General features: G+C 70.6%; 20 protein-coding genes. 10 read left to right on the top strand and 10 right to left on the bottom strand.

What is annotated here, in order from left to right; all coding sequences use genetic code 11:
• The first annotated feature begins 21 nt into the window (after positions 1 to 21).
• The 7 genes from parE to C6N40_RS00750 all read left to right on the top strand — a co-directional run bounded on the left by parE (position 22) and on the right by C6N40_RS00750 (position 7,131).
• Entirely contained in the window at positions 22 to 1,911 is a 1,890-nt protein-coding gene (parE, locus tag C6N40_RS00720) for a DNA topoisomerase IV subunit B (RefSeq protein ID WP_106989088.1), read from the top strand.
• 395 nt (positions 1,912 to 2,306) lie between these two features.
• Complete coding sequence (locus tag C6N40_RS00725; protein WP_162782006.1) at positions 2,307 to 2,876, top strand: hypothetical protein; 570 nt, start codon at positions 2,307 to 2,309, stop codon at positions 2,874 to 2,876.
• A gap of 65 nt (positions 2,877 to 2,941) precedes the next feature.
• Positions 2,942 to 3,604 (top strand): hypothetical protein, encoded by a 663-nt coding sequence (locus tag C6N40_RS00730; protein WP_106989090.1) that lies wholly within the window; start codon positions 2,942 to 2,944, stop codon positions 3,602 to 3,604.
• Positions 3,601 to 4,074, top strand: a complete 474-nt coding sequence (locus C6N40_RS00735; protein WP_162782007.1) for a hypothetical protein — start codon at positions 3,601 to 3,603, stop codon at positions 4,072 to 4,074. The genes C6N40_RS00730 and C6N40_RS00735 overlap by 4 nt, the downstream gene beginning before the upstream one ends.
• The gene (locus C6N40_RS00740; protein WP_106989092.1) at positions 4,074 to 4,859 is read left to right on the top strand and encodes a hypothetical protein; all 786 of its coding nucleotides are present in this window, start codon (positions 4,074 to 4,076) and stop codon (positions 4,857 to 4,859) included. The genes C6N40_RS00735 and C6N40_RS00740 overlap by 1 nt, the downstream gene beginning before the upstream one ends.
• A complete protein-coding gene (locus tag C6N40_RS00745; protein ID WP_162782008.1) occupies positions 4,856 to 6,829 on the top strand; it encodes a carboxypeptidase-like regulatory domain-containing protein in 1,974 nt (657 codons plus the stop codon). The genes C6N40_RS00740 and C6N40_RS00745 overlap by 4 nt, the downstream gene beginning before the upstream one ends.
• The gene (locus tag C6N40_RS00750) at positions 6,826 to 7,131 is read left to right on the top strand and encodes a hypothetical protein (protein WP_106989094.1); all 306 of its coding nucleotides are present in this window, start codon (positions 6,826 to 6,828) and stop codon (positions 7,129 to 7,131) included. The genes C6N40_RS00745 and C6N40_RS00750 overlap by 4 nt, the downstream gene beginning before the upstream one ends.
• On the opposite strand, the gene hutG is transcribed toward C6N40_RS00750, so the two are convergent.
• From hutG to C6N40_RS00770, 4 genes are read right to left on the bottom strand one after another with little or no spacing between them, the layout of a single operon-like run.
• Positions 7,062 to 7,841: an N-formylglutamate deformylase gene (gene hutG, locus C6N40_RS00755; protein ID WP_106989095.1), complete on the bottom strand. Its 780-nt coding sequence runs from the start codon at positions 7,839 to 7,841 to the stop codon at positions 7,062 to 7,064. The genes C6N40_RS00750 and hutG overlap by 70 nt on opposite strands.
• A 9-nt stretch (positions 7,842 to 7,850) precedes the next feature.
• Positions 7,851 to 9,104 carry an NAD(P)/FAD-dependent oxidoreductase gene (locus C6N40_RS00760; RefSeq protein WP_106989096.1) on the bottom strand — a complete coding sequence of 418 codons (1,254 nt, stop codon included), beginning with the start codon at positions 9,102 to 9,104 and terminating at the stop codon, positions 7,851 to 7,853.
• A gap of 42 nt (positions 9,105 to 9,146) precedes the next feature.
• Positions 9,147 to 10,397 (bottom strand): DUF418 domain-containing protein, encoded by a 1,251-nt coding sequence (locus C6N40_RS00765; protein WP_106989097.1) that lies wholly within the window; start codon positions 10,395 to 10,397, stop codon positions 9,147 to 9,149.
• Positions 10,398 to 10,447: 50 nt separating this feature from the next.
• Positions 10,448 to 10,927, bottom strand: coding sequence for an FKBP-type peptidyl-prolyl cis-trans isomerase (locus C6N40_RS00770; RefSeq protein ID WP_106989098.1), 480 nt, complete (start codon positions 10,925 to 10,927; stop codon positions 10,448 to 10,450).
• 111 nt (positions 10,928 to 11,038) lie between these two features.
• Between C6N40_RS00770 and C6N40_RS00775 the strand changes: the two genes are divergently transcribed.
• Positions 11,039 to 11,539: a C40 family peptidase gene (locus C6N40_RS00775; RefSeq protein ID WP_106989453.1), complete on the top strand. Its 501-nt coding sequence runs from the start codon at positions 11,039 to 11,041 to the stop codon at positions 11,537 to 11,539.
• On the opposite strand, the gene C6N40_RS00780 is transcribed toward C6N40_RS00775, so the two are convergent.
• Together C6N40_RS00780 and C6N40_RS00785 are read right to left on the bottom strand one after the other, a co-directional pair.
• The gene (locus C6N40_RS00780; RefSeq protein WP_106989099.1) at positions 11,536 to 11,931 is read right to left on the bottom strand and encodes a YbaN family protein; all 396 of its coding nucleotides are present in this window, start codon (positions 11,929 to 11,931) and stop codon (positions 11,536 to 11,538) included. The two genes, C6N40_RS00775 and C6N40_RS00780, sit on opposite strands and share 4 nt — an antisense overlap.
• Positions 11,932 to 11,944: 13 nt before the next feature.
• The gene (locus C6N40_RS00785; RefSeq protein ID WP_106989100.1) at positions 11,945 to 12,493 is read right to left on the bottom strand and encodes a YkvA family protein; all 549 of its coding nucleotides are present in this window, start codon (positions 12,491 to 12,493) and stop codon (positions 11,945 to 11,947) included.
• Positions 12,494 to 12,783: 290 nt separating this feature from the next.
• On the opposite strand from C6N40_RS00785, the gene C6N40_RS00790 reads away from it, so the two are divergent.
• Positions 12,784 to 14,106: a DEAD/DEAH box helicase gene (locus C6N40_RS00790; protein ID WP_106989101.1), complete on the top strand. Its 1,323-nt coding sequence runs from the start codon at positions 12,784 to 12,786 to the stop codon at positions 14,104 to 14,106.
• Positions 14,107 to 14,226: 120 nt separating this feature from the next.
• Here C6N40_RS00790 and C6N40_RS00795 read toward each other — a convergent pair whose 3' ends face one another.
• From C6N40_RS00795 to C6N40_RS00810, 4 genes are all read right to left on the bottom strand, one after another.
• On the bottom strand, positions 14,227 to 15,639 hold the full coding sequence (locus C6N40_RS00795; RefSeq protein WP_106989454.1) for a M16 family metallopeptidase: 1,413 nt from the start codon (positions 15,637 to 15,639) through the stop codon (positions 14,227 to 14,229).
• Positions 15,640 to 15,643: 4 nt separating this feature from the next.
• Positions 15,644 to 17,026 (bottom strand): M16 family metallopeptidase, encoded by a 1,383-nt coding sequence (locus C6N40_RS00800; RefSeq protein WP_240183406.1) that lies wholly within the window; start codon positions 17,024 to 17,026, stop codon positions 15,644 to 15,646.
• Positions 17,027 to 17,094: 68 nt separating this feature from the next.
• Entirely contained in the window at positions 17,095 to 17,964 is an 870-nt protein-coding gene (gene yddG, locus C6N40_RS00805) for an aromatic amino acid exporter YddG (protein ID WP_106989102.1), read from the bottom strand.
• Positions 17,961 to 19,235: a dicarboxylate/amino acid:cation symporter gene (locus tag C6N40_RS00810; RefSeq protein WP_106989103.1), complete on the bottom strand. Its 1,275-nt coding sequence runs from the start codon at positions 19,233 to 19,235 to the stop codon at positions 17,961 to 17,963. The genes yddG and C6N40_RS00810 overlap by 4 nt, the downstream gene beginning before the upstream one ends.
• Positions 19,236 to 19,354: 119 nt before the next feature.
• Here C6N40_RS00810 and C6N40_RS00815 point away from each other — a divergent pair, with 119 nt between their 5' ends.
• On the top strand, positions 19,355 to 20,428 hold the full coding sequence (locus tag C6N40_RS00815; protein WP_106989104.1) for a calcium/sodium antiporter: 1,074 nt from the start codon (positions 19,355 to 19,357) through the stop codon (positions 20,426 to 20,428).
• Positions 20,429 to 20,430: the final 2 nt, after the last annotated feature.

Raw genomic sequence — 20,430 nt, forward strand, 5'->3', positions numbered from 1 at the left:
CCGACAAGACCCCGCAGGCCAATGAACACCCGCTACAACGCCGCCGACATCGAAGTCCTCTCGGGCCTGGACCCGGTCAAGCGCCGCCCGGGCATGTACACCGACACCACCCGGCCCAACCACCTGGCCCAGGAAGTGATCGACAACTCGGTGGACGAGGCCCTCGGCGGGCACGCGAAGCTGGTGGAGGTGACGGTCCACGCCGACGGCAGCGTGGAGGTGTCCGACGACGGCCGCGGCATGCCGGTGGACGTGCACCCCGAGGAGGGCATCCCGGGCGTCGAGCTGATCCTCACCCGCCTGCATGCCGGCGGCAAGTTCAGCGGCAAGAACTACACCTTCTCCGGCGGCCTGCACGGCGTGGGCGTGAGCGTGGTGAACGCGCTTTCGAAGAAGGTCGAGGTGTTCATCAGGCGCGAGGGCCAGGAACACCGCATGGAGTTCCGCGACGGCGACCGGGCCTCGTCCCTGGAGGTCGTGGGCACCGTCGGCAAGCGCAACACCGGCACCCGCCTGCGCTTCTGGCCGGACCCGAAGTATTTCGACAGCCCGAAGATCGCCCTGCGGCCGCTGCGGCACCTGCTGCGCGCCAAGGCCGTGCTCTGCCCGGGCCTGACCGTGCGCCTGCACGACGCCAGCACCGGCGAGAGCCACGAGTGGTGCTACCAGGACGGCCTGCGCGACTACCTGCTGGGCGAACTGCAGGGCCGCGAGCTGCTGCCGGCCGAGCTGTTCGTCGGCCACCTGTCCAAGGACACCGAGGTGGCCGACTGGGCCGTGGCCTGGGTGCCCGAGGGCGAGCTGGTGCAGGAAAGCTACGTCAACCTCATCCCCACCGCCCAGCACGGCACCCACGTGAACGGCCTGCGCAGCGGCTTCACCGACGCGCTGCGCGAGTTCTGCGACTTCCGCAACCTGCTGCCGCGCGGCGTGAAGCTCGCCCCCGAGGACGTCTGGGACCGGGTCAGCTTCGTGCTGAGCCTGAAGATGACCGACCCGCAGTTCAGCGGCCAGACCAAGGAACGCCTGAGCTCGCGCCAGGCCGCGGCCTTCGTCGAGGGCGCGGCGCACGACGCGTTTTCACTTTGGCTCAACCAGCACGTTGAGCTGGGCACCCAGATCGCCCAGCTGGCCATCGACCGCGCCGCCGCCCGGCTCAAGTCCGAGAAGCAGGTGGTGCGCAAGAAGGTCACCCAGGGACCGGCCCTGCCCGGCAAGCTGGCCGACTGCATCAGCCAGGACCTGGGCCGCACCGAGCTGTTCCTGGTCGAGGGCGACTCGGCCGGCGGCAGCGCCAAGCAGGCCCGCGACAAGGATTTCCAGGCCATCCTGCCGCTGCGCGGCAAGATCCTGAATACCTGGGAGGTCGAATCCGGCGGCGTGCTGGCCTCGAACGAGGTGCACGACCTGGCCGTGGCCATCGGCTGCGACCCCGGTGTGCAGGACATCGGCGGCCTGCGCTACGGGAAAGTGATCATCCTGGCCGACGCCGATTCCGACGGCCTGCACATCGCCACCCTGCTCTCGGCCCTGTTCCTGCGCCACTTCCCGGCCCTGGTGCGGGCTGGCCACGTGTTCGTGGCCATGCCGCCGCTTTTCCGCGTGGACGTGGGCAAGCAGGTGTTCTACGCCCTGGACGAGGAAGAGAAGCGCCTGCTGCTCGACCGGATCGAGCGCGAGAAGATCCGCGGCCAGGTCAGCGTCACCCGCTTCAAGGGCCTGGGCGAGATGAACCCGGCCCAGTTGCGCGAGTCCACCATCCACCCCGACACCCGCCGCCTGGTTCAGCTGACGGTGGACGACGCCGAGGCCACCCGCGGCCTGATGGACCTGCTGCTGGCCAAGAAGCGCGCCGGCGACCGCAAGGCCTGGCTGGAAGCCAAGGGCGACCTGGCTTCGCTCGAGGTCTGAGCCCCGACCGGCCCCGCCCCGGCGGGGGCCGCGTTGCCCCGGCGGGAGACCGCGACGGCCGGTGACCGGCGTCGCCAACCCATGAAACTGTGACCGGCCGCCCGGAAATGTGACGCATCGCGTCACATTTGTCCGCTGCTGCGCCCCCGAATCCTGCCGTTCGTCGGCCGGATGGCCGGCGTCTGCCCCGGCTTGCGTGTCGGCCGGCCCCCGAATACTGTGAACCTGTTCACATTTGTCGCCGGATCATGACGCCGTGAACGGGTTGGCACGCTTCCTGCATACAGCCCACCGAGCCCGCAGTTTGCGAGCCCCCGGTCGGTGATCCGGCCCGGAATGTCGACCCAACAATCCCAGTCGTTTCACCTTCAGCAAACCCAAAGGAAACCAACACCATGAACACTGTCCGTAGCATCCGAGGCCTCGCCCTCACCGGCGTGGCGGCCCTCGGCCTGATCGCGATGACCCCGGCCCTGGCCGAATCCGACTTCGTCACCGGCGGCGGCGCGCTCTCCGCGAATGCCGACCTGGACTTCGAGGTCATCATCCCGCGCTTCATCAGCTTCCGCGTGGGCAGCACCGGCGGCACCGAGGACCTGGTGCAGTTCAACGTGGCCGCGGCCGACGTCGGCGTCAGCGGCCCGGTTTCGCGCTCCAATGCCTCGGGCGCGCCGATCAACGTGGCCCTTCGCAGCAATGTCGGCAACGTGAACCTGTCGGCGGCCGGCTCGGGCGCGGGCCTTGTCAGCGGCGGCAACACGATTGCCTGGTCGCAGATCAATGGCACGAGCGACAATGCGGCCAACCTGCCGGTCCCGGCGATCGGCGCGGCGGCCACTCCGCTCACCGCCACCAACGGCGTGATCAACGAGTCCGCCAACTGGACCTTCACCTACGCCAACAGCGCGCTCGTCAGCGCCGGTACCTATACCGGCACCGTGACCTACACCGCCTCGGCCCCGTAAGGCCGGCTGTCGCTGGAGCCCGGAACCGGCCCCTCGGGCCGGTTCCGGCGCAACGGAATCCACTGATGCCCTTCGCCGCCTCCCACCGGTTCGCCATGCTCGTTGCGCTCGCGCTGCTTCCGCAGCTGGCGTCTGCGTACGACGTGAACATCGCCGCCCGCGATCCGCGCGCGGTGTACCTGCGAGTGGGCGACGGCGTCATGATCAACGGCCCTTACAGCCGTACCCCATCGATCTTCAATCCCACCTTCCCGACGCCGGGCGTCGGCGGGAACGTGCCCCTCGTCCGGGCGACCGTCCCGGCAAACCAGGTGGGAAACAACACGTCGATCCTGATGACAACCCCCGGGAACCCGCGCACGACCAGCGACTGGGACAACTTCCAGTTCTGCAATTCCGGCCAGGTCTATGTCGGCGGCTTCTACCGGGCCACGAACGCAAGCACCGGCAACACAGCGCGGCTGACCTACAGCGCCCCGGCGTTCCTGACGAACGAAAACAACCAGACCATACCCATTTCGCAGATCAGCTGGACCACCAGCGGAAATGGCGACGTCGGCGCACAGCCCTTCGGTGCGGGCACCTTCAGCGCCGGCAGCACCCAGCTGACCACCATCTCGCGCAACCAGTGGCGCGAGACCTGCATGACGTTCCGCTATGCCAACCAGAACCTGGTTGCCTCGGGAACCTATACCGCCACCGTCACCTTTACGCTCTCCCAGCCATGAACCGCAATCTCTGGGGCATGCTCCTGCTATCGGTCGCCCTCCTCACCGCGGCAAAAGGCGCCGGCGCCCAGGCCATTCGCGTGGACGACAGCCAGAGCCAGGTGCTCGGCAGCACGCTCCGGCTCAAATGGGACCAGGCCGCCCCTCGGGACGGTCGCGCAGGCACATTGTCCGGATCAATCACCGTGCTGGTGCGTCTTGATGTCCGCGCCTGGCGCGGCCGGAACGCACGCATCTACCAGACGTTGCCCGCCCAGGCGGGGGCGGACGTGCTTGCGCATTGGACCAGCCAGGGCGTCCTGCTGCCGGGACAGATGCGAAGCGGTGAGCGCGCTCTGGTGTATGCGGGCCCCATTACTTCCGACTTCCTTCAAGACACGTTCCGCCTGACGATCCGGGCGAACGGGGACACGCTCGAACGAGCGGAGCGCCTTGACTTCGGCTTCGAGATCGAACCGGAGGCCATGTGATGAAGCGCGTTGATCTCCTGGCCGCAGTGGCTCTGCTGGCATCCATGACGGGTAATGCCTGGGCCCAAGGCTTCGATGCCCTGGTATTGCCGCCCAGGTTTGAAGACTCCGCCCGGCAAGGCAACGTCTATCGCAATGTCATCGAGATCCAGAGCGCTTCGCCCAGCCCCACGCGGTTCAACATCCGTACGGCCGACTGGGTGCTCGATGCCAACGGCGATGCCGTGTTCGACTACAAACTGGCCCCCGACAGCTGCCGCCCATGGGTCGGATTGGAGGCCACTGAAGCCTTGGTGGAGGCCAATGGTCGAAAGCGCCTTCGCTTTGAGGTTGCAGTTCCCGCGGATGCCCCGTCCGGCCAATGCCGATTCGCGATCATGGTCGAAGGCCAGCCCCAGACCACGGAAGCGGGCATGTCGGTCGCTGGCCGCATCGGCATCATTGTCTACCTGACGATCGGCGACGGCGCCGCCCGCCTCGCAATCACCGATATCCGCGTCGAATCAATCGAGGGCCGCGAGTTGCCGGTCGTGAGCGTCCGCAATGACGGCAATGCGCATGGCCGGCTCCAGGGGTTTGTTGCGGGCCTCGACGCCGAGGGACGTCGCTGGACCCTGATTCCCGTTTCACACCCCGTTCTCCCGGGAGTGACTCGCCAGATCCCGCTGGAACCAATCCCCGACGAAGATTCGGGTCCGGCTGCCCTCGCATTCCCGATTCAACTGCGCGGCCAACTCGACTGGGGTGGCCAGCGCATCCCGGTCGAGGGTACGGCCAACCGATGAGCCTGCCGCCCAATCGGCCGTTGGCGGCCGGAATCTCCCTCATCCTCCTTACCTGCGGCGTGGCATCCCAGGCGTTGGCATGGGATGAGCCGCCGGAAGAGCCTGCCTACCAGGACCGCATCATCGACCCCGACAAGCTGGCGCCGTTGCCGCCGGATGACGATGAGCAGTTCGACGCCTCGGGCTTGCCACGCAGTTGGCGCCTGGAGGTCTTGACCAGCCAGATCAAACGTGGCGACGAAAAATTCAGCGAGTCGGGCTTCAGCTTCGGCGGACTTTGGGAAACCGCGGACTGGGGCAGCTTTTCGCTCGACGCTACCGCATTCCAGAGCGACCAAGGCCGCAACGGCGGCAGCCGCTGGATCGGCACCGCGACGATCTGGCAGCGAAACCTGCGCTTCGATGGTGGCTGGCGCGTCGACAACGGACTTGGCGTACTCAACACGCCCCTGACGCCACTGCAGCGCGACCAATACCGCTTCTTCCTCCCCAGCGCACCCTTCTCGGGTCTCGTGAGCCAGTGGGAGAACACGGAGGATGAAAGGCGATTCTTCGCTGGCTTCGGCCAGGCGGGCGTATTTTCCGGCGCCCGCGTGGTTGGTTTTGACCAGGCCGAGGGCCAGGTGGGAACGCTCGGCTCCCAGTGGCGGTGGTCACCCGACTGGACCGGCGCCCTTGCCGTGCTCGCCACGGATGGCAGGATCGTGCCCGACGAACTGGGGTCTGGCCAGTACCAGGATGGTCGAACCGAGGCAGCGGTCTTCAGCACGGGCTGGGCGGGAACCCAGGATGAAGCGAAACTCCACCTGCACTCCAGCCGTGGATACCTGGGCGACGCTTTTGGCGCCTGGACCGACATCGAATCCCGGCGTGGCCGCTACACGTACAACTACGGAGCGTTCAGGCTCGAGCCCGGGCTGGCCTGGGGTGCCTTGCCCATCAACAACGACGCGCAGGGCCTGCACTTCCGCACCAACTACCGGCATCCGCGATGGACTTGGTCGGTGGGCATCGACCAGATCCAGTCGGTAAGTGGGAACAGCTTCGAGGGCACCTACGCCAACGCATTCCTGCGCTACCAGGCACGAGCCAACCTCGGCGTGGGCGGCAGCCTGAACGTGCGCCGCTCCGAGACCGACACCGATTTTTCCACGCGCTGGTTCGCAGATCGCCGTGCCCGCTGGGGCATTACGCGGATCCAACTCGACCAGGCCCATACCAGCGAACGTGATGATTGGCAGATCACCCTCGACCAGGACCTGCCGATGCAAACCGGCTCGCGACTGACAGTATCGGGCAGCATTGCCGTCGAGGACCAGGACGGCGTTGGCAGGACCGACACGTTCACGCTGGCAGCGCTCGGAGGAATCGAGCTGACGGATCGGATCAGCCTGGATGGCAACCTGCGCTGGATCAGGGGAAACGGCCCGAACGCCTACCGTGGCACCGATCTGAACCTGAGCCTGAATTGGCGACTGGCGAGCAACTGGTGGCTTACCGCCACTGCCTACAACAATCGCGGCGAGCAACGCTCGCCGTTCCAGCTCGACCCCTTGGCGCCACCGGATGTCTTCGTCGGGATCCCGCGCGAGCGTTCGATCTTCCTCAGCCTGCGTTACCAGCGGCAGGCCGGATCCTCGGCCGTGGTGCTCGGAGGAATGCCCGGCACGGCGGCCGGCAACATCAGGGGAAGCGTCTTCCTCGACGAGAACGGCGATGGAATCCGCTCGGCCGCGGAACTGCCTGCCGTGAACGTCACGGTCATCCTCGACGGCCGCTACTCGGTTCGCACCGACAGCCAGGGCGAATTCGAGTTCCCGCGCGTCGCGGTCGGCGCGCACACCATCGAAGTGGTGCCCGACAACCTGCCGCTGCCCTGGTTCCTCGACGAGCAGGCCGACCGCCGCGCGGTCGAGGTGCAGGTGCGCGACACGGTCCGCGTCGACATCGGCGCGCGGAGGCAGCGATGAACCTGCGCACCGCCCCGCGACCGAAGGGCATCGTGCTGCGGCTGATGGTGCTGGTCACCGCGGCCACGCTGGCGGTCTTCCTGCAGGCCGGCGCCGGCGCCTCGCAGGGCACCGGGCAGCCCGAACCCGTTGAACGCAGCGTGCCCGACCGCGCCGGGGAAGCCACCGGTGCCTGCGGCGCGCCGGCCGAACCAGCGGCGGCGCTGAACCACCCTGCCCTGTTGGCTGCCGCTCAGCCCAGCGCCGCTTCCAGCAGCCTGGCCAGCAGCGACTGCAGCCGCGACGCCAGCGCCGGCTCGTAGCGCACCGCGGCCTCGTCCATGTAGCAGCACTGGGCGATCTCGAGCTGGATCGCCTCGACGCCCTGCGCCGGCTGGCCGTAGTGGCGCGTGATGTGGCCGCCCTTGAAGCGCCCGTTCGCCACCCAGGTGTAGTCGTCCTGCCCGGCCAGCACGGCCTCGAGCCGGGCCTGCGTGGCCGGCGCGCAGCTGGCGCCGGCGGCGGTGCCGAGGTTGAGGTCGGGCAGCCGGCCCTCGAACAGGAAAGGCACCACGCTGCGGATCGAATGCCCTTCCCAGAGCACGGCGCGGCCGTGGGCGGCGCGCAGGCGCGCCAGTTCGCCGGCCAGCGCGTCGTGGTAGGGGCGCCAGTAGCGCTGCACGCGCGCCTGCACCTCGTCGGGCGCCGGCGCCTGCCCGGGCAGGTAGATCGGCTCGCCGTCGAAGCCAGTGGCCGGGCACAGGCCGGTGGTGTTCTGGCCCGGATAAAGCGAAACATCGTCCGGCGGACGGTTGAGGTCGACCACGTAGCGCGAGTAGCGCGGCACCAGCACCGAGGCACCGGCCGCGCGCGCGAAGTCGTAGAGGCGGCTGACGAACCAGTCGGTGTCGGGAACGGCGCGGGCGGCGCCGGTGAGCCGCGCGGCGATGTCGTCGGGCAGCGCGGTGCCGTCGTGCGGCAGGCTCACCAGCAGCGGCAGCCGGCCCGTGTGCAGGGTGAAGACGTCAGGCATGCCGCCAGTCTAGCCGGCCAGGCGCGCCGGCGAGTACGGGGCCGGGTCGATCGCCGGCGCGCGGCCGGTCATCAGGTCGGCGAGCAGTCGGCCGGTGCCGGCGCTCATGCCCATGCCCATCATGCCGTGGCCGGTGGCCAGGAACAGGTTGTTGTAGCCCGGCGCGCGACCCAGCAGCGGCAGGTCGTCGTAGACCATCGGCCGCCAGCCGCACCACTGCTCGCGCTTGACCGGCCCCGCCGGCTCACGCAGGTAGTCGGCGGCGCCACGCTCGAGCGCGGCGAGCCGGCGCGGGTTGAGGCTGTCGTCGAAACCGCTGAACTCCATGGTGCTGCCAAGCCGGAAACCGTCGGCCCAGGTGGTGACGCAGACGCTGCGCTCCTTGAGCACCAGCGGCCGGCGCGGCACGGTGCCCGGGCGGTCGTAGGTGATCGAATAGCCCTTGCCCGGCTGGATCGGGATCGGCAGGCCGAGGTTGTCGGCGAACCGCGCCGACCAGGCGCCCATGGCCAGCAGCACGCGCGCGCCGCTGCGCCTGCCCTCGCTGGTCTGCACCACCTCGACGCCGTTGCGGCCACGCTCGAAACCGTCGACCCGCACGCCTTCCTCGATCACGCCGCCCGCCTCGCGCACGATGCGCGCCAGCCCGGCGGTGTAGCGGTCGGGGCGCAGCTGGGCGTCGCCGGGGAAATGGATGGCGCCGGCCAGGCCGGGCCGGAGCGCGGGTTCGTCCGCGGCCAGCGCGGCGCCGTCGAGCACCCGCGCCGGGATGCCCAGCTCGGCCAGCAGCGGCAGCTCGCGCTGGTGGTGCTCGAGCGCGCGTGCGCCGCGGAAGACGTAATGCAGGCCCGCCGCCTCGAAGCCGCAGTCCAGGCCCTGGCCGTAGACCAGGTCCTCCACCAGGGCACGCGAGTACTTGAGCAATGCGCCCTTGGCCAGGCCGCTGGCGCGCCAGTCGCGCGCGTTGCAGCGGCCGGCGACGCGGGCCAGCCAGCGCATCAGCGCCGGATCCCAGCGCGGCCGGATGTACAGCGGCGCGGACGGGCTGAGCATCCAGGCCAGGCCGCGGCCCACCATGCCCGGCGCCGCCAGCGGCGCGGCGTGGCTGGGCGTGAGCGTGCCGCAGTTGCCCCAGGAACTGCCGCCGCCGACCTTGCCGGCCTCGAGCACGCGCACCGAACGGCCTTCGGCCAGCAGGTAATGGGCGCAGGCCAGGCCGATCACGCCTCCGCCCAGCACCAGCACATCCGCATCATGGCTCATGCGCGGCAGTTTACCCGGCGGGCGGGGCGGCTGGGGGCCGGATCAGCGCCGCATCGGCGGCGGCTGCAGGTAGGTCGCTGCCCGCCACAGCCATTCCATCGGGCCGAAGCGGAAACGCGCCAGCCACCAGTGGCTCAGCAGCACCTGCAGGCCGAACAGGGCCAGCACGAACAGCGGCTGCCAGGCCCGGGGCAGTTGCTCGAAATACCCGAGGCCGTAGCCGTAGAAGATCGTGGTGCAGACCACCGACTGCATCAGGTAGTTGGTCAGGGCCATGCGCCCGGCCGGCGCCAGCAGGCCCAGGAACCGTCCCAGGACCGGCGACTGCAGCCCGCGCACGAACCAGGCCAGGTAGGCCAGGGCCATCACGGCGCCGCCAAGCATCTGCAGCGCCTGCGCCGTCGACGAGACCAGGTCCAGCCGGCCGAAATCCATGGTCGGCAGCATCGCGTAGGCGCCCAGCACCATCGCCAGGCCCAGCCCCAGGCCGCCCCAGCGCAGCCGGGCGAACAGTCGCGCGTGTTCTTCGGGGCGGGCGATGGCGCCGCTGCGGGTGAACCAGGCGCCCACCAGGAACAGGCCGAGGATGAAGGCGCCGAAGACGAAGACGTAACCGATCATCCCGAGGAAATCATCGACGCGCTGGGCCGTGGCCTCGGCGTAGGTGCCGCTGCCGTAGGCGAGGCGCTGGGCCTCGATGATGCCGGCGGTGTGCTCGGCCTGCTGGGCCATGGCCTGGTCGAAACTGGCGCGCGCCTCGTCCGGAAGCGCCTGCATGGCGGTTCCCAACAGCCCCATCAACAGGATGAAGGCCGCCGGCAGCAGCATGAGGCCGACGCCCCACTTGGGCAGGCGCGACTGCGGCGTGCCGCGGAAGCACAGGCCCAGCAGCAGGCCCATCAGCGCGTACGTCACCAGGATGTCGCCCGGCCAGACCAGCAGGGCGTGCGCCAGGCCGATGAGCAGCAGCACGCCCACGCGCCGCAGGTACAGCCCGAGGAAGGGCCGGCCGGCCTCCCCGGCGCGCCTGAGCATCACCGCGAAGCCCATGCCGAAGAGCATGGAGAACAGCGGGAAGAACTTGCCCTGCACGCCTAGGTAGATCGCGGCGTCCATCCAGCGGTCGCCACCCTGCAGGGCGGCGTCCACGCCGGTCATCGAGAGCATGAGCGGGCCGACCATGCCCTCGATGTTCATCAGCAGGATGCCCAGCAGGGCGAAGCCGCGCAGGGCATCGAGCGCATGGATGCGGTCGGCGCCCGCGACGGGGGTGAGCAGGGAATCTTGGTTCATGGCGAAGGGCCTCCCCGCCCCGTCGTCGCTCCGGCCGGGATCGGCCGGGGTCAGTGCTGCACGCCGCCGTCGCCGTGCACGTGGCCGTGCTCGATCTCGACGGCCTCGGCCTCGCGCACGCCGACGATCTCGACGTCGAAGACCAGGGTCTTGCCGGCCATCGGATGGTTGAGGTCCACGTCCACCACGGTGGCGCCGACCTTGGCCACGGTGACCGCGCGCGGACCCATCGAGGTCTCGAGCACCACCTGCTGGCCGCGCACCAGGCGGACGTTGCGGAAATGCTTCTTGGGCACGCGCTGCACGAAGTTCTCGCGGCGCTCGCCGTAGGCCTGCTCCGGCGCGACGGTGACCTCGAAGCGGTCGCCCTCGGCCTTGTCGATCATCGCGGCCTCGAGGCCCGGGATGATGTTGCCGTGGCCGACCAGGATGGCGAGCGCCTCGCGTTCGCGCGAGGACTCGACGGGCGGCTGGCCCGGCTCGGACACGGTGTAATGGAAACGCACGACGGAGTTGTTCTGGATCTTCATGGGGAACCTGGCTGGGGCCGGTGACGCGACCGGCGGGGATGGGGCACACTGGGGCCCGTGAAAGCGAGCGCGCATTATCCCGGCCCCACCTGCCCGGCGCCAGTTCCGGGCCTGGCCTGGCTTCCCCTGCTGTTTGCCGTGCTGCTGCTGTCGGCCTGCGGCTCGGCGCCCAAGCGCGGCGCGACGCCGGCGGCGGGCGGCGTGCAGGTGGTGGACGTGGCCCCTGCCGACCCGATCCGCGCCAACGACGTGCTCATGCGCGCGCTCGGCCTGGTCGGCACGCCGTACCGCTACGGCGGCAACACCCCGTCCGGCGGCTTCGACTGCAGCGGCCTGGTCGGCTACGTCTTCCTCGACGCCGCCCGCGTCTACCTGCCGCGCACCACCGGCGAGATCGCCCGCTACAAGGCCAGCGTGCCGCCGCGCGACCGCCTGGCGCCGGGCGACCTGGTGCTGTTCGGCGACAAGGGCGCGGTCTTCCACGTGGGCATCTACGTCGGCGAGGGCCGCTTCGTGCACGCGCCCAGCACCGGCGGCACGGTGCGGCTCGACCGCCTCGACGGCCCCTACTGGAGCCGGCACTACGCCGGCGCCCGCCGCATCCTCGACTAGGCCTCCGGGCGGCGCAGCGGCGGCTCGGGCCGCCGCCAGAGCCAGGTGCCGGTGATCGCCATGATCGCGGTGCCGATGCCGGCCATCCACCACTTCGGCGCGGTGGCGAACATGATCACGGCGCTGAGCGCCATCATGCCCGTCGCCCACCACTTCGCCCGCCGGGTCACGGCGCCCGTGGCCTGCCACTCGCGGATCATCGGCCCGAAGCTGCGGTGCGCCAGCATCCAGGCGTGCAGGCGCTTGGAGCCGCGCGCGGCGGCGTAGGCGGCCAGCAGCACGAAGGGCGTGGTCGGCAGGCCCGGCAGGAACACGCCGAGGATGCCCAGGCCCAGGGCCACGTTGGCCAGCAGCAGCCACATCCAGCGCTTGACATGGTGGACGGCTCCCATGCCTGGCCGCGGCTCAGGCGGCGGAACCGGCGCCGACGCGGGCCACGGCCTCGCGCACGGCGCGTCGCCGCATGCGGGCGTGCAATTGGTCGCGCCGGCGCGCCAGCTCGCGCGCCAGTCCGATGCGCCCGGCCTCGTCGACGGCCTCGCCCAGCGCGGCGCGGGCGGCACGGAAGTCGTCGTAGGCGGCCACCACGTGGCGGATCTGGCGCAGCAGCAGCTCGAGCATGATCGCGTCGTCGAGCAGGCCGATCACCTCCACCTCGTCCGGGATCATGTCCTCGGGATCGCTGAAGTAGGCCAGCAGCTTCAGCACCTCGGCCCGCTCCGGCTGCGGCAGCGCCCAGGCCTCGTCCTCGAGCATCTCCACCAGCCCCGCCACCTGCAGCAGGCGCCGGCGGATGTAGCCCGGCGCGCATTCGATCGGCAGGGTCCGGAGCGCATGGCGGGCCGCCTCGACGATGTCGGCGTCGTCGGCGCAGGCCACCCGGCGCTCGGCGCGGGCCAGGGCCTCGTGGAAGCGCTCGATGTCGCCGGGCTCGAGTTCGAAGCTGATCTTCATGCCAACATCCTACGCCAGCCTGAACGCGACGTTCACATGCCGGAAGCCCCGGGATGGCCCCGGAGGCGCGCATAGCGTAGAGTTCGCGGCGTTTGCTGCACCGGCTGTCCGTTTTCCCCCGGTATGCCCCGCCGCCAGGCCCGAGCCCCGCTCCGGTCCTGCGCCAGGCCCCACTCCGCACGCCTTTCGTTGCGCAAACTCGTCCGGCCATGATGGCCCGGCGCAAAAAACAGAAGCAGGACTCGCAGCGCGGTTTCAGGGAACGCTCCGGGTTACACCACGGAGCAATCATGAATTTCGAATCCCTTGGGCTCGCGCCCGAGCTCGTCCGCGCGATGGCGGACGTCGGCTACACCACCCCCACCCCGATCCAGGCCGAGGCGATCCCGCTGGCGCTGGCCGGCCACGACCTGATGGGCGGCGCCCAGACCGGCACCGGCAAGACCGCGGCGTTCGCGCTGCCCGTGCTGCACCGCCTGGCCAAGGCCGGCCCGATGCGCGGTCCGCGCAAGCCGCGGGCGCTGGTGCTCACCCCCACCCGCGAGCTGGCCGTGCAGGTCAACGACAGCCTGCGCAGCTACGGCAAGCACCTGCGCATGAACACCGCCACCGTCTACGGCGGCGTCGGCATGCAGCCGCAGATCGAAGCCCTGCGCCGCGGCGTCGACGTGCTGGTGGCCTGCCCGGGCCGCCTGCTCGACCACCTCCAGCAGCGCAGCGCCGACCTTTCGCAGATCGAAGTGCTGGTGCTCGACGAAGCCGACCGCATGCTCGACATGGGCTTCCTGCCGGCCATCAAGCGCGTGCTTTCGCACCTGCCCAAGGCCCGCCAGACCATGCTGTTCTCGGCCACCTTCGAGGACAGCATCAAGAAGCTGGCGCTGGAGTTGCTCAAGGACCCGCGCCAGGTGCAGGTGACGCCGGTCAACGCCACCGCCGCCTCGGTCAGCCATGTCGTCCACCCAGTGGACACCTCGCGCAAGCGCGACCTGCTGATCGACATCCTCAGCCGGCGCCACCAGGACCAGATCCTGGTGTTCGGCCGCACCAAGCATGGCTGCAACCGCCTGGCCGAGCAGATCGAGAAGTCGGGCATCCCGGCCGTCGCCATCCATGGCAACAAGAGCCAGGCCCAGCGCCTGAAGGCCCTGCGCGACTTCAAGTCGGGCGAGGCGCGCGTGCTCGTGGCCACCGACGTGGCCGCGCGCGGCCTGGACATCCCGCTGCTGCCGCTGGTGATCAACTTCGACCTGCCGATGGTGGCCGAGGACTACGTGCACCGCATCGGCCGCACCGGCCGCGCCGGCGCCAGCGGCGAAGCGGTGTCGCTGGTGGCCCCGGACGAAGGCGGCCTGCTGCGCGCGATCCAGCGCCTGCTCAAGGCCGACATCGCCATGAAGGAAGTCGAGGGTTACGTGCCCAGCACGGGCATCCGCATGGGCAACGACAACGCCTCGCGCGGTCGCCCGTCCGGCCAGCGCCCGCCGCGTCGCGACGGTGCCGCCCCGCGTGGTCGCGGTCCGCGCGGCGGTGGTGATCGCCACGCCCACGCCGGCCCCAAGGGCCACGGCCCGCGCGGCGGCGGCGAGCGCCGGCAGCGCGCCGCCGACTGACAAACCGGCCCCGGGGACGAACCACCCCCGGGGACGGGTGCAATAAAGAAGGGGGTCAGGTTCACTTAAGTGCCTTAAGTGAACCTGACCCCCTTCTTTATTGCACCCGTCCCCTTTGCTTCAGTCGGCGAGCCTGAACTCGCCGTAGGGCTTGAGCTGATCGAGCACCGCCTCGTCGCCGACCACCACGATCGACTGCTGGGCCGGCTGGAAGTACTTGCGGCCCATCGCCTGCACCTGTTCGGCGGTGACCTCGCGGATGCGCGGCACGTATTCGGCGATGTATTCCGGCGGCAGCCCCAGCAGCCAGTTGCCGGCCAGCGAGCCGGCCACCGAACGCTGCAGCTGGTTGGAGATCAGGTAGCTGCCGGCGACGTAGCGTTTGTTCATCTCCAGCTCGGCGGCCGGCACCGGCTCGTTGGCCAGCCGGTTGAACTCGGCGAAGAACTCCGAGACGGCGGCGCCGGTCACCTCGTTGCGCACGTCGGCGCTCGACACCAGGGCGCCACCGGAGGCCAACCGGCGCTGGCCGAGTCGCGCGCCGTAGGTGTAACCCTTGTCCTCGCGCAGGTTCTGCATCAGGCGGCTGGAGAAGCTGCCGCCCAGCACCGTGCTGGCCAGCTCCAGCGGCAGGCTGTCGGGGTGCGTGGCGCGGATGGCCGGGCGGCCGATGCGCACCGTGGACTGCACGCTGCCTTCGCGCTTGAGCAGCACGCGCGTGGGCGCGGCGCCGTTGCGGGCCATCGCCGTCGGCGCGGGCGGCTCGCCTTCGGCCCGCCAGTCGCCGAAGTGCTGCTTCACCAGCGCCAGCGCTTCGTCTTCGCCGATGCGGCCGGCAATCACCAGCAGCGCGTTGTCGGGGCGCAGGCGGCGGGCGTGTTCGGCCACCAACGTGTCGCGGTCGACCGCGGCGATGCCGGCTTCGGTGGCCTGGGTGCGGGCGTAGGGATGGTCGCCGTAGAGCGCGGCGAGCATGGCGCGTTCGGCGCGGAAGCCGGGCTGGGCTTCGGAGGCCTTCAGGCCCTGCAGCGCGTTGGCCTTGGCCAGGTCGATCTCGGCCTGCGGGAAATTCGGCGTGCGGGCCACCTCGGCCAGCAGCGCCGCCATCTCGGCGGCCTTGGACGGCAGCGAGTTGGCGTTGATCGCCAGGCCGTCGGTGGCGGCATAACCGCCGATGCCGCCACCCAGGCCCTGGGCCTGCTCGGCGATCTCGCGCGAGTCGCGCGCGGCGGTGCCTTCGGTGAGCAGGCCGGCCAGCATGGACGCGAAGGCCGGTGTTTCCGGCGCGTCCGCGGCGAGGCCGGCATTGCGGAACACCAGCACGTAATCCACGCGCGGCACGCCGTCGCGCGGCACGATCCAGACCTGCAGGCCGTTGTCGAGCGTGTGGCGCGCGACCTCGGGCACCGGCAGCGGACGATCGGGCGCGAAGGGCGGCAGGTCGGCCGGCATCGCCACGGGCGCCGAAGCGAAGGCGGCCGGGGCGAGCGCGGCGGCGACGCACAGGGCGGCCAGGTTCAGTCGAAGGTTCATGGTTTCACTCCTGGCCGGCGGCGGTGGCGGCCGCATCGAGCATCGCGGCGGGCTTGCGGTCGATCACGGTGCGGTTTTGCGCCGTGAGGTAGCTGCGCGCGACGCGCTGCAGGTCTTCGGAGTCGACGGCCTCGATCCAGCCGGGGATCTGGTTGGCCACGGCGGCGTCACCCCAGATCGCCTGCAGGCGCGCGAGCGTGTCGGCGCGGCCGAGGAAGCTCTCGAGGCCGTTGTTCCAGTCGGCCAGCATCTGGGTCTTGACGCGCGCCAGCTCCTCGTCGCCCACGCCTTCGTCGGCGATGCGGGCGATTTCCTCGTCCAGCGCCGCCAGCAGCTGGTCGGCGGTGTACTGCGGCTTGTAGAGTGCGAACAGCGTCAGCAGGGTCGGGCCGTCGAACTCCCAGGGGCTGGTCAGGCCGAACAGGTACTGGCCGCTGATGGCCATCTCCCGGCCCTTCACCAGGCCCAGGTACATGCGCGAGGCGTCGCCGCCGGCCAGCACCTCGGCCAGCACCGCGGTGGGCGCGTGGTCGGGGCTGCCGCGTTCGGCGATCTTCCAGCCCACGGCCAGCGCCGGCACCTGCGCCAGCGCGTCGGGCTGGGTGATGCGCTTCTCGCCGGTGTTGATCGGCTCGGACACGTCCGGGCGCGCCGGCGTCGGCCGCGCGGCGATGCCGCCGAAGTACTTCTCGGCCAGCGCGAAGCCTTCCTCCGCCGTCACGTCGCCGGCGATCGAGAGCACGGCGTTGTTCGGGCCGTAGTAGTCGCGGTGGAAAGCCGCGACGTCCTCGACCGTGGCGCCCTCGAGGTCCTGGAAGCTGCCGTAGCCGTCGTGGTTGTTCTCCCACTTCTGGAAAGCCTGCTGGTTGATGTCGAGCCACATGAAGCCGCCGTAGGGCTGGTTCTTCACGTTGACCCGGATCTCTTCCTTCACCACGTCCTGCTGGTTGCGCAGGGTGCGCTCGTTGAAGTCGAGCGTGGTCATGCGGTCGGCCTCGAGCCACAGGATCGGCTCGAGCGCGGACACCGGCGCGACCTCGATGTAATTTGTGAAGTCCGGCCGGGTCGAGCCATTGTTGCGGCCACCGCCGGAGGTGATGACCTTGTCGAACACGCCCTCGCCCGCCACCGGCGTGCCCTCGAACATCAGGTGTTCGAACAGGTGCGCGAAGCCGGTGCGGTTGCGCGGCTCCTGGCGCATGCCGACCTTGTAGACCACGCTCACGCCCACCACGGGGGCGCTGTCGTCGGGGGAAACGACCACGGTCAGGCCGTTGTCGAGGGTCTTTACCGCCACCGGGATCTCCCAGCGGTCGGAGGCCTGGACCAGGGCTGGCAGGGCCAGCAGCAGGCCCAGCGAAAGCAGGGGTCGCGAATGCGTCATCATCGGCTCGCTCGTGGCAGGGGACCCCGCGATCCTAACCCGCCCGCCCGGCCCGCCCACCGTGGCGAAGGTCACGCCCGGCGGCCACCGCGCACCCCGAGCCAGGCACCGCCCACCAGCAGGGCCAGCGCCACCGCCTGGCTCCAGTGCGGCCGCGCCTGCCCGGCCAGCAGCAGCCAGCCGGTGGACAGCAGCGGCGCCGCGTAGGACAGCGTGCCCAGCGTGGCCAGGTCGCCGCGCTTGGTGCCGATGTCCCAGAGCCAGAAGGCGGCGCCGGTGGGCCCGAGGCCAAGCAGGGCGATCGCCAGCCACTGCGCCGGCGTCGGCGCCACGCTGGTCTCGACCGCCAGGTGCACCAGCCCGCCCAGCACGGCCACGGCGAGGCAGGCACCGGCCATGGCCTGGCTGGGCACGTCGCCGAAGCGCCGGTTGAGCACGGAATAAAGGCCCCAGGTGAGCGCGGCGCCGATCGCCGCCGCGTAGCCCAGGGCGTGGCGCGCGTCGAGGTCGAGCCGTCCGCCGCGGGTGACCAGCAGCACGGCCGCGGCCAGGCCCAGCGCCGTGCCCAGCCACTGGCCGGCGCGCACCCGGCTGCCGCCGAGCAGGGCCGCGAACACCACGATCAGCAGTGGCCACAGGTAGTTGAGCAGGTTGGCCTCGACCACCGGCGCGCGCTTGAGCGCGAGGAAGAACAGCGCGTGGTAGCCGAACAGCGCACCGATGCACAGCAGCGCGGCCGCGGGCGGCTGGCGCAGCGCGGCCAGGCCCGGACCGCCGGGCCGCAGCAGCAGCGCCGTGCCGGCGACGCCGGCGAAGCCGAAACCCAGGGCCAGCAGCTGGAACGGCGGGATGCCTTCGGTGGCGGTGGTGAGCACCGCCAGCGTCGACCACAGCAGCACCGCGCCGAAGCCGGCGCCGGTGGCGCGTGCCCGCGGGCTCACGGCCGGGGGCTCCCCGCCTCGAGCCCGACGTTGCTCGGCGCGGCATCGTAGACGGCCTTGTCCAGCAGCCCGGTCTCGCGGGCCACCAGCACCGGCACCAGCACCTGGCCGGTGACATTGGTCATCGTGCGCATCATGTCGAGCACGCGGTCGATGGCCAGCAGGTAGCCCAGGCCCTCGAGCGGCAGGCCGGCGGCGCTCAGCACCACCGTGGCCATCACCACCGCGGTGCCGGGCACGCCGGCGGTGCCGAAGCTGCCGAGCACCGAGGCCAGCAGGATGGCGAGGTACTGCGCCAGGCTCAGCTCTATGCCGAAGTACTGGGCGATGAACAGCGAGGCCAGCGCCGGATAGATCGCGCCGCAGCCGTCCATCTTGATGCTCGCGCCCAGCGGCACCGCGAAGGCCGCGTACTCCTGCTTCACGCCGAGGTTGTGCACGGCCGCGCGCAGCGACACCGGCAGCGCGCCGAAGCTCGACGAGGTGGCGAAGGCCACCTGCATCGCGGGCGCCGCGCCCCGGAAGAACTTCAGCGGGTTCAGGCCGTGCGCCAGCAGCAGGCCGCCATAGACGAACACGATGTGCAGGGCGCAGGCGATGAACAGCGCCGCCACGAAACCACCCAGCGGCAGCAGCCGCTCGAAGCCATAGGTGCCCACCAGCGCGGCGATCAGGCCGAAGGTGCCGATCGGCGTGAACTCAAGCACGAAGCGGGTGACCTGGATCATCGCCTCGCTGGCCTCGCCGGCCAGCGCGCGCAGCTTCGCGGCCTTCCCGCCCAGCTTCACCAGCGCGAAGCCGAGCAGGCCGGCGAAGAAGATCACCTGCAGGATGCGCCCCTCGGCCAGGGCCTTGAAGGGGTTGGCCGGCACCACGTCGAGCAGCACCTGCACCGGGCCGGGCACCTCGCGCACCTGGTGGTCGGCGGCCATGGCCAGGGCCCCCAGGCCCTCGCCCGGCCGCAGCAGCAGGCCGGTGCCCAGGCCCACCGCGACGGCCAGCGCGGCCGTCACGGCGAACCAGAGGAAGGTGCGCCCGCCCAGCGCGGCGATGGACTTCTGCCCGGCCAGGCCCGACACGGCGCTGATGACCGCGAAGAACACCAGCGGCGTGGCGATCATCTTGATCAGGGTGACGTAGAGCGTGCCCAGGGGCTCGAACCAGGTGGCGGCGTCGGCGCCCAGGGCCCAGCCGGCGAGCGCGCCCAGGGCGAAGCCGGCCAGCACGCGCTGCCAGAAGGGAATGCGGAACCAGGCGGAGGCCAGTGCCATGGGGAGGGCTGCTCGGGGTCGGCTCCCGACCATAGCCGGCCGCCGGTGGCCGGTCACGCGCTTCGTCACGGGCGGAAACACACCGTTCCGTGATAATGCACGCTCCTCCCGGAGGTTCCATGACCCTGCTGCTTTTCCTGGCCGGCCTGGCCCTGCTGATCCTCGGCGCCGAACTGATGGTCCGCGGCGCCTCCCGGCTCTCCCTCTCGCTCGGCATCGCGCCCCTGGTGGTCGGCCTGACCGTGGTGTCCTTCGGCACCAGCGCACCGGAACTGGCGATCTCGGTGAAGTCGGCCCTCGGCGGCCAGGCCGACCTGGCCCTGGGCAACGTGGTGGGCAGCAACATCTTCAACGTGCTGTTCATCCTGGGCCTGTCGGCGCTGGTGGCGCCGCTGGTGGTCGACCGCCAGCTGGTGCGCCAGGACGTACCGATCCTGATCGCGGCGAGCCTGCTGGTCGGCGGCATGGCCTTCGACCGCGACATCTCCCGCGGCGACGGCGCGGTGCTGGTGCTGCTGCTGGTGGCCTACACGGGCCTGCTCTACTGGTCGAGCCGGCGCGCCGCGCCGGCCGAGCTCGAGGATCCGCTCGTGGTGGGCGCGGACTCACCCTGGCTGTCGCGGCTGTGGGTGCAGCTGCTGCTGATCGTCGCGGGCCTGGCGCTGCTGGTGCTGGGCTCGCGCTGGCTGGTGGCCGCCGCCATCGACATGGCGACCGCCCTGGGCGTGAGCCCGCTGGTCATCGGCCTGACCATCGTCTCGGCCGGCACCTCGCTGCCCGAGGTCGCCACCTCGGTGGTCGCGGCCGCGCGCGGCGAGCGCGAGATCGCCGTGGGCAACGTCATCGGCAGCTGCATCTTCAACCTGCTGGCGGTGCTGGGCATCAGCGCCCTGGTGGCGCCACAGGGCCTGGGCGTGCCGGGCGCGCTGCTGGCCTTCGACCTGCCGGTGATGTTCGCGGTGGCGGTGGCGTGCCTGCCGGTGCTGTTCACCGGCCACCGGATCGGGCGCGCGGAAGGCGCGCTGTTCCTGGCCTACTACGTCTTCTACGTCACCTACCTGGTGCTGTTCGCCCGGGACCATGCGGCCCTGGACGAATTCAGCCTGGTGATGTCGGTGGTGGTGATCCCGCTCACCGTCTTCACCCTGGTGGTGGTGGCCTGGCGCGAGCTGCGCCCGCGCCACCGGGCCTGAGC

The sequence above is a fragment of the Arenimonas caeni genome (assembly GCF_003024235.1).
GTDB classification, from domain to species: Bacteria; Pseudomonadota; Gammaproteobacteria; order Xanthomonadales; family Xanthomonadaceae; genus Arenimonas; species Arenimonas caeni.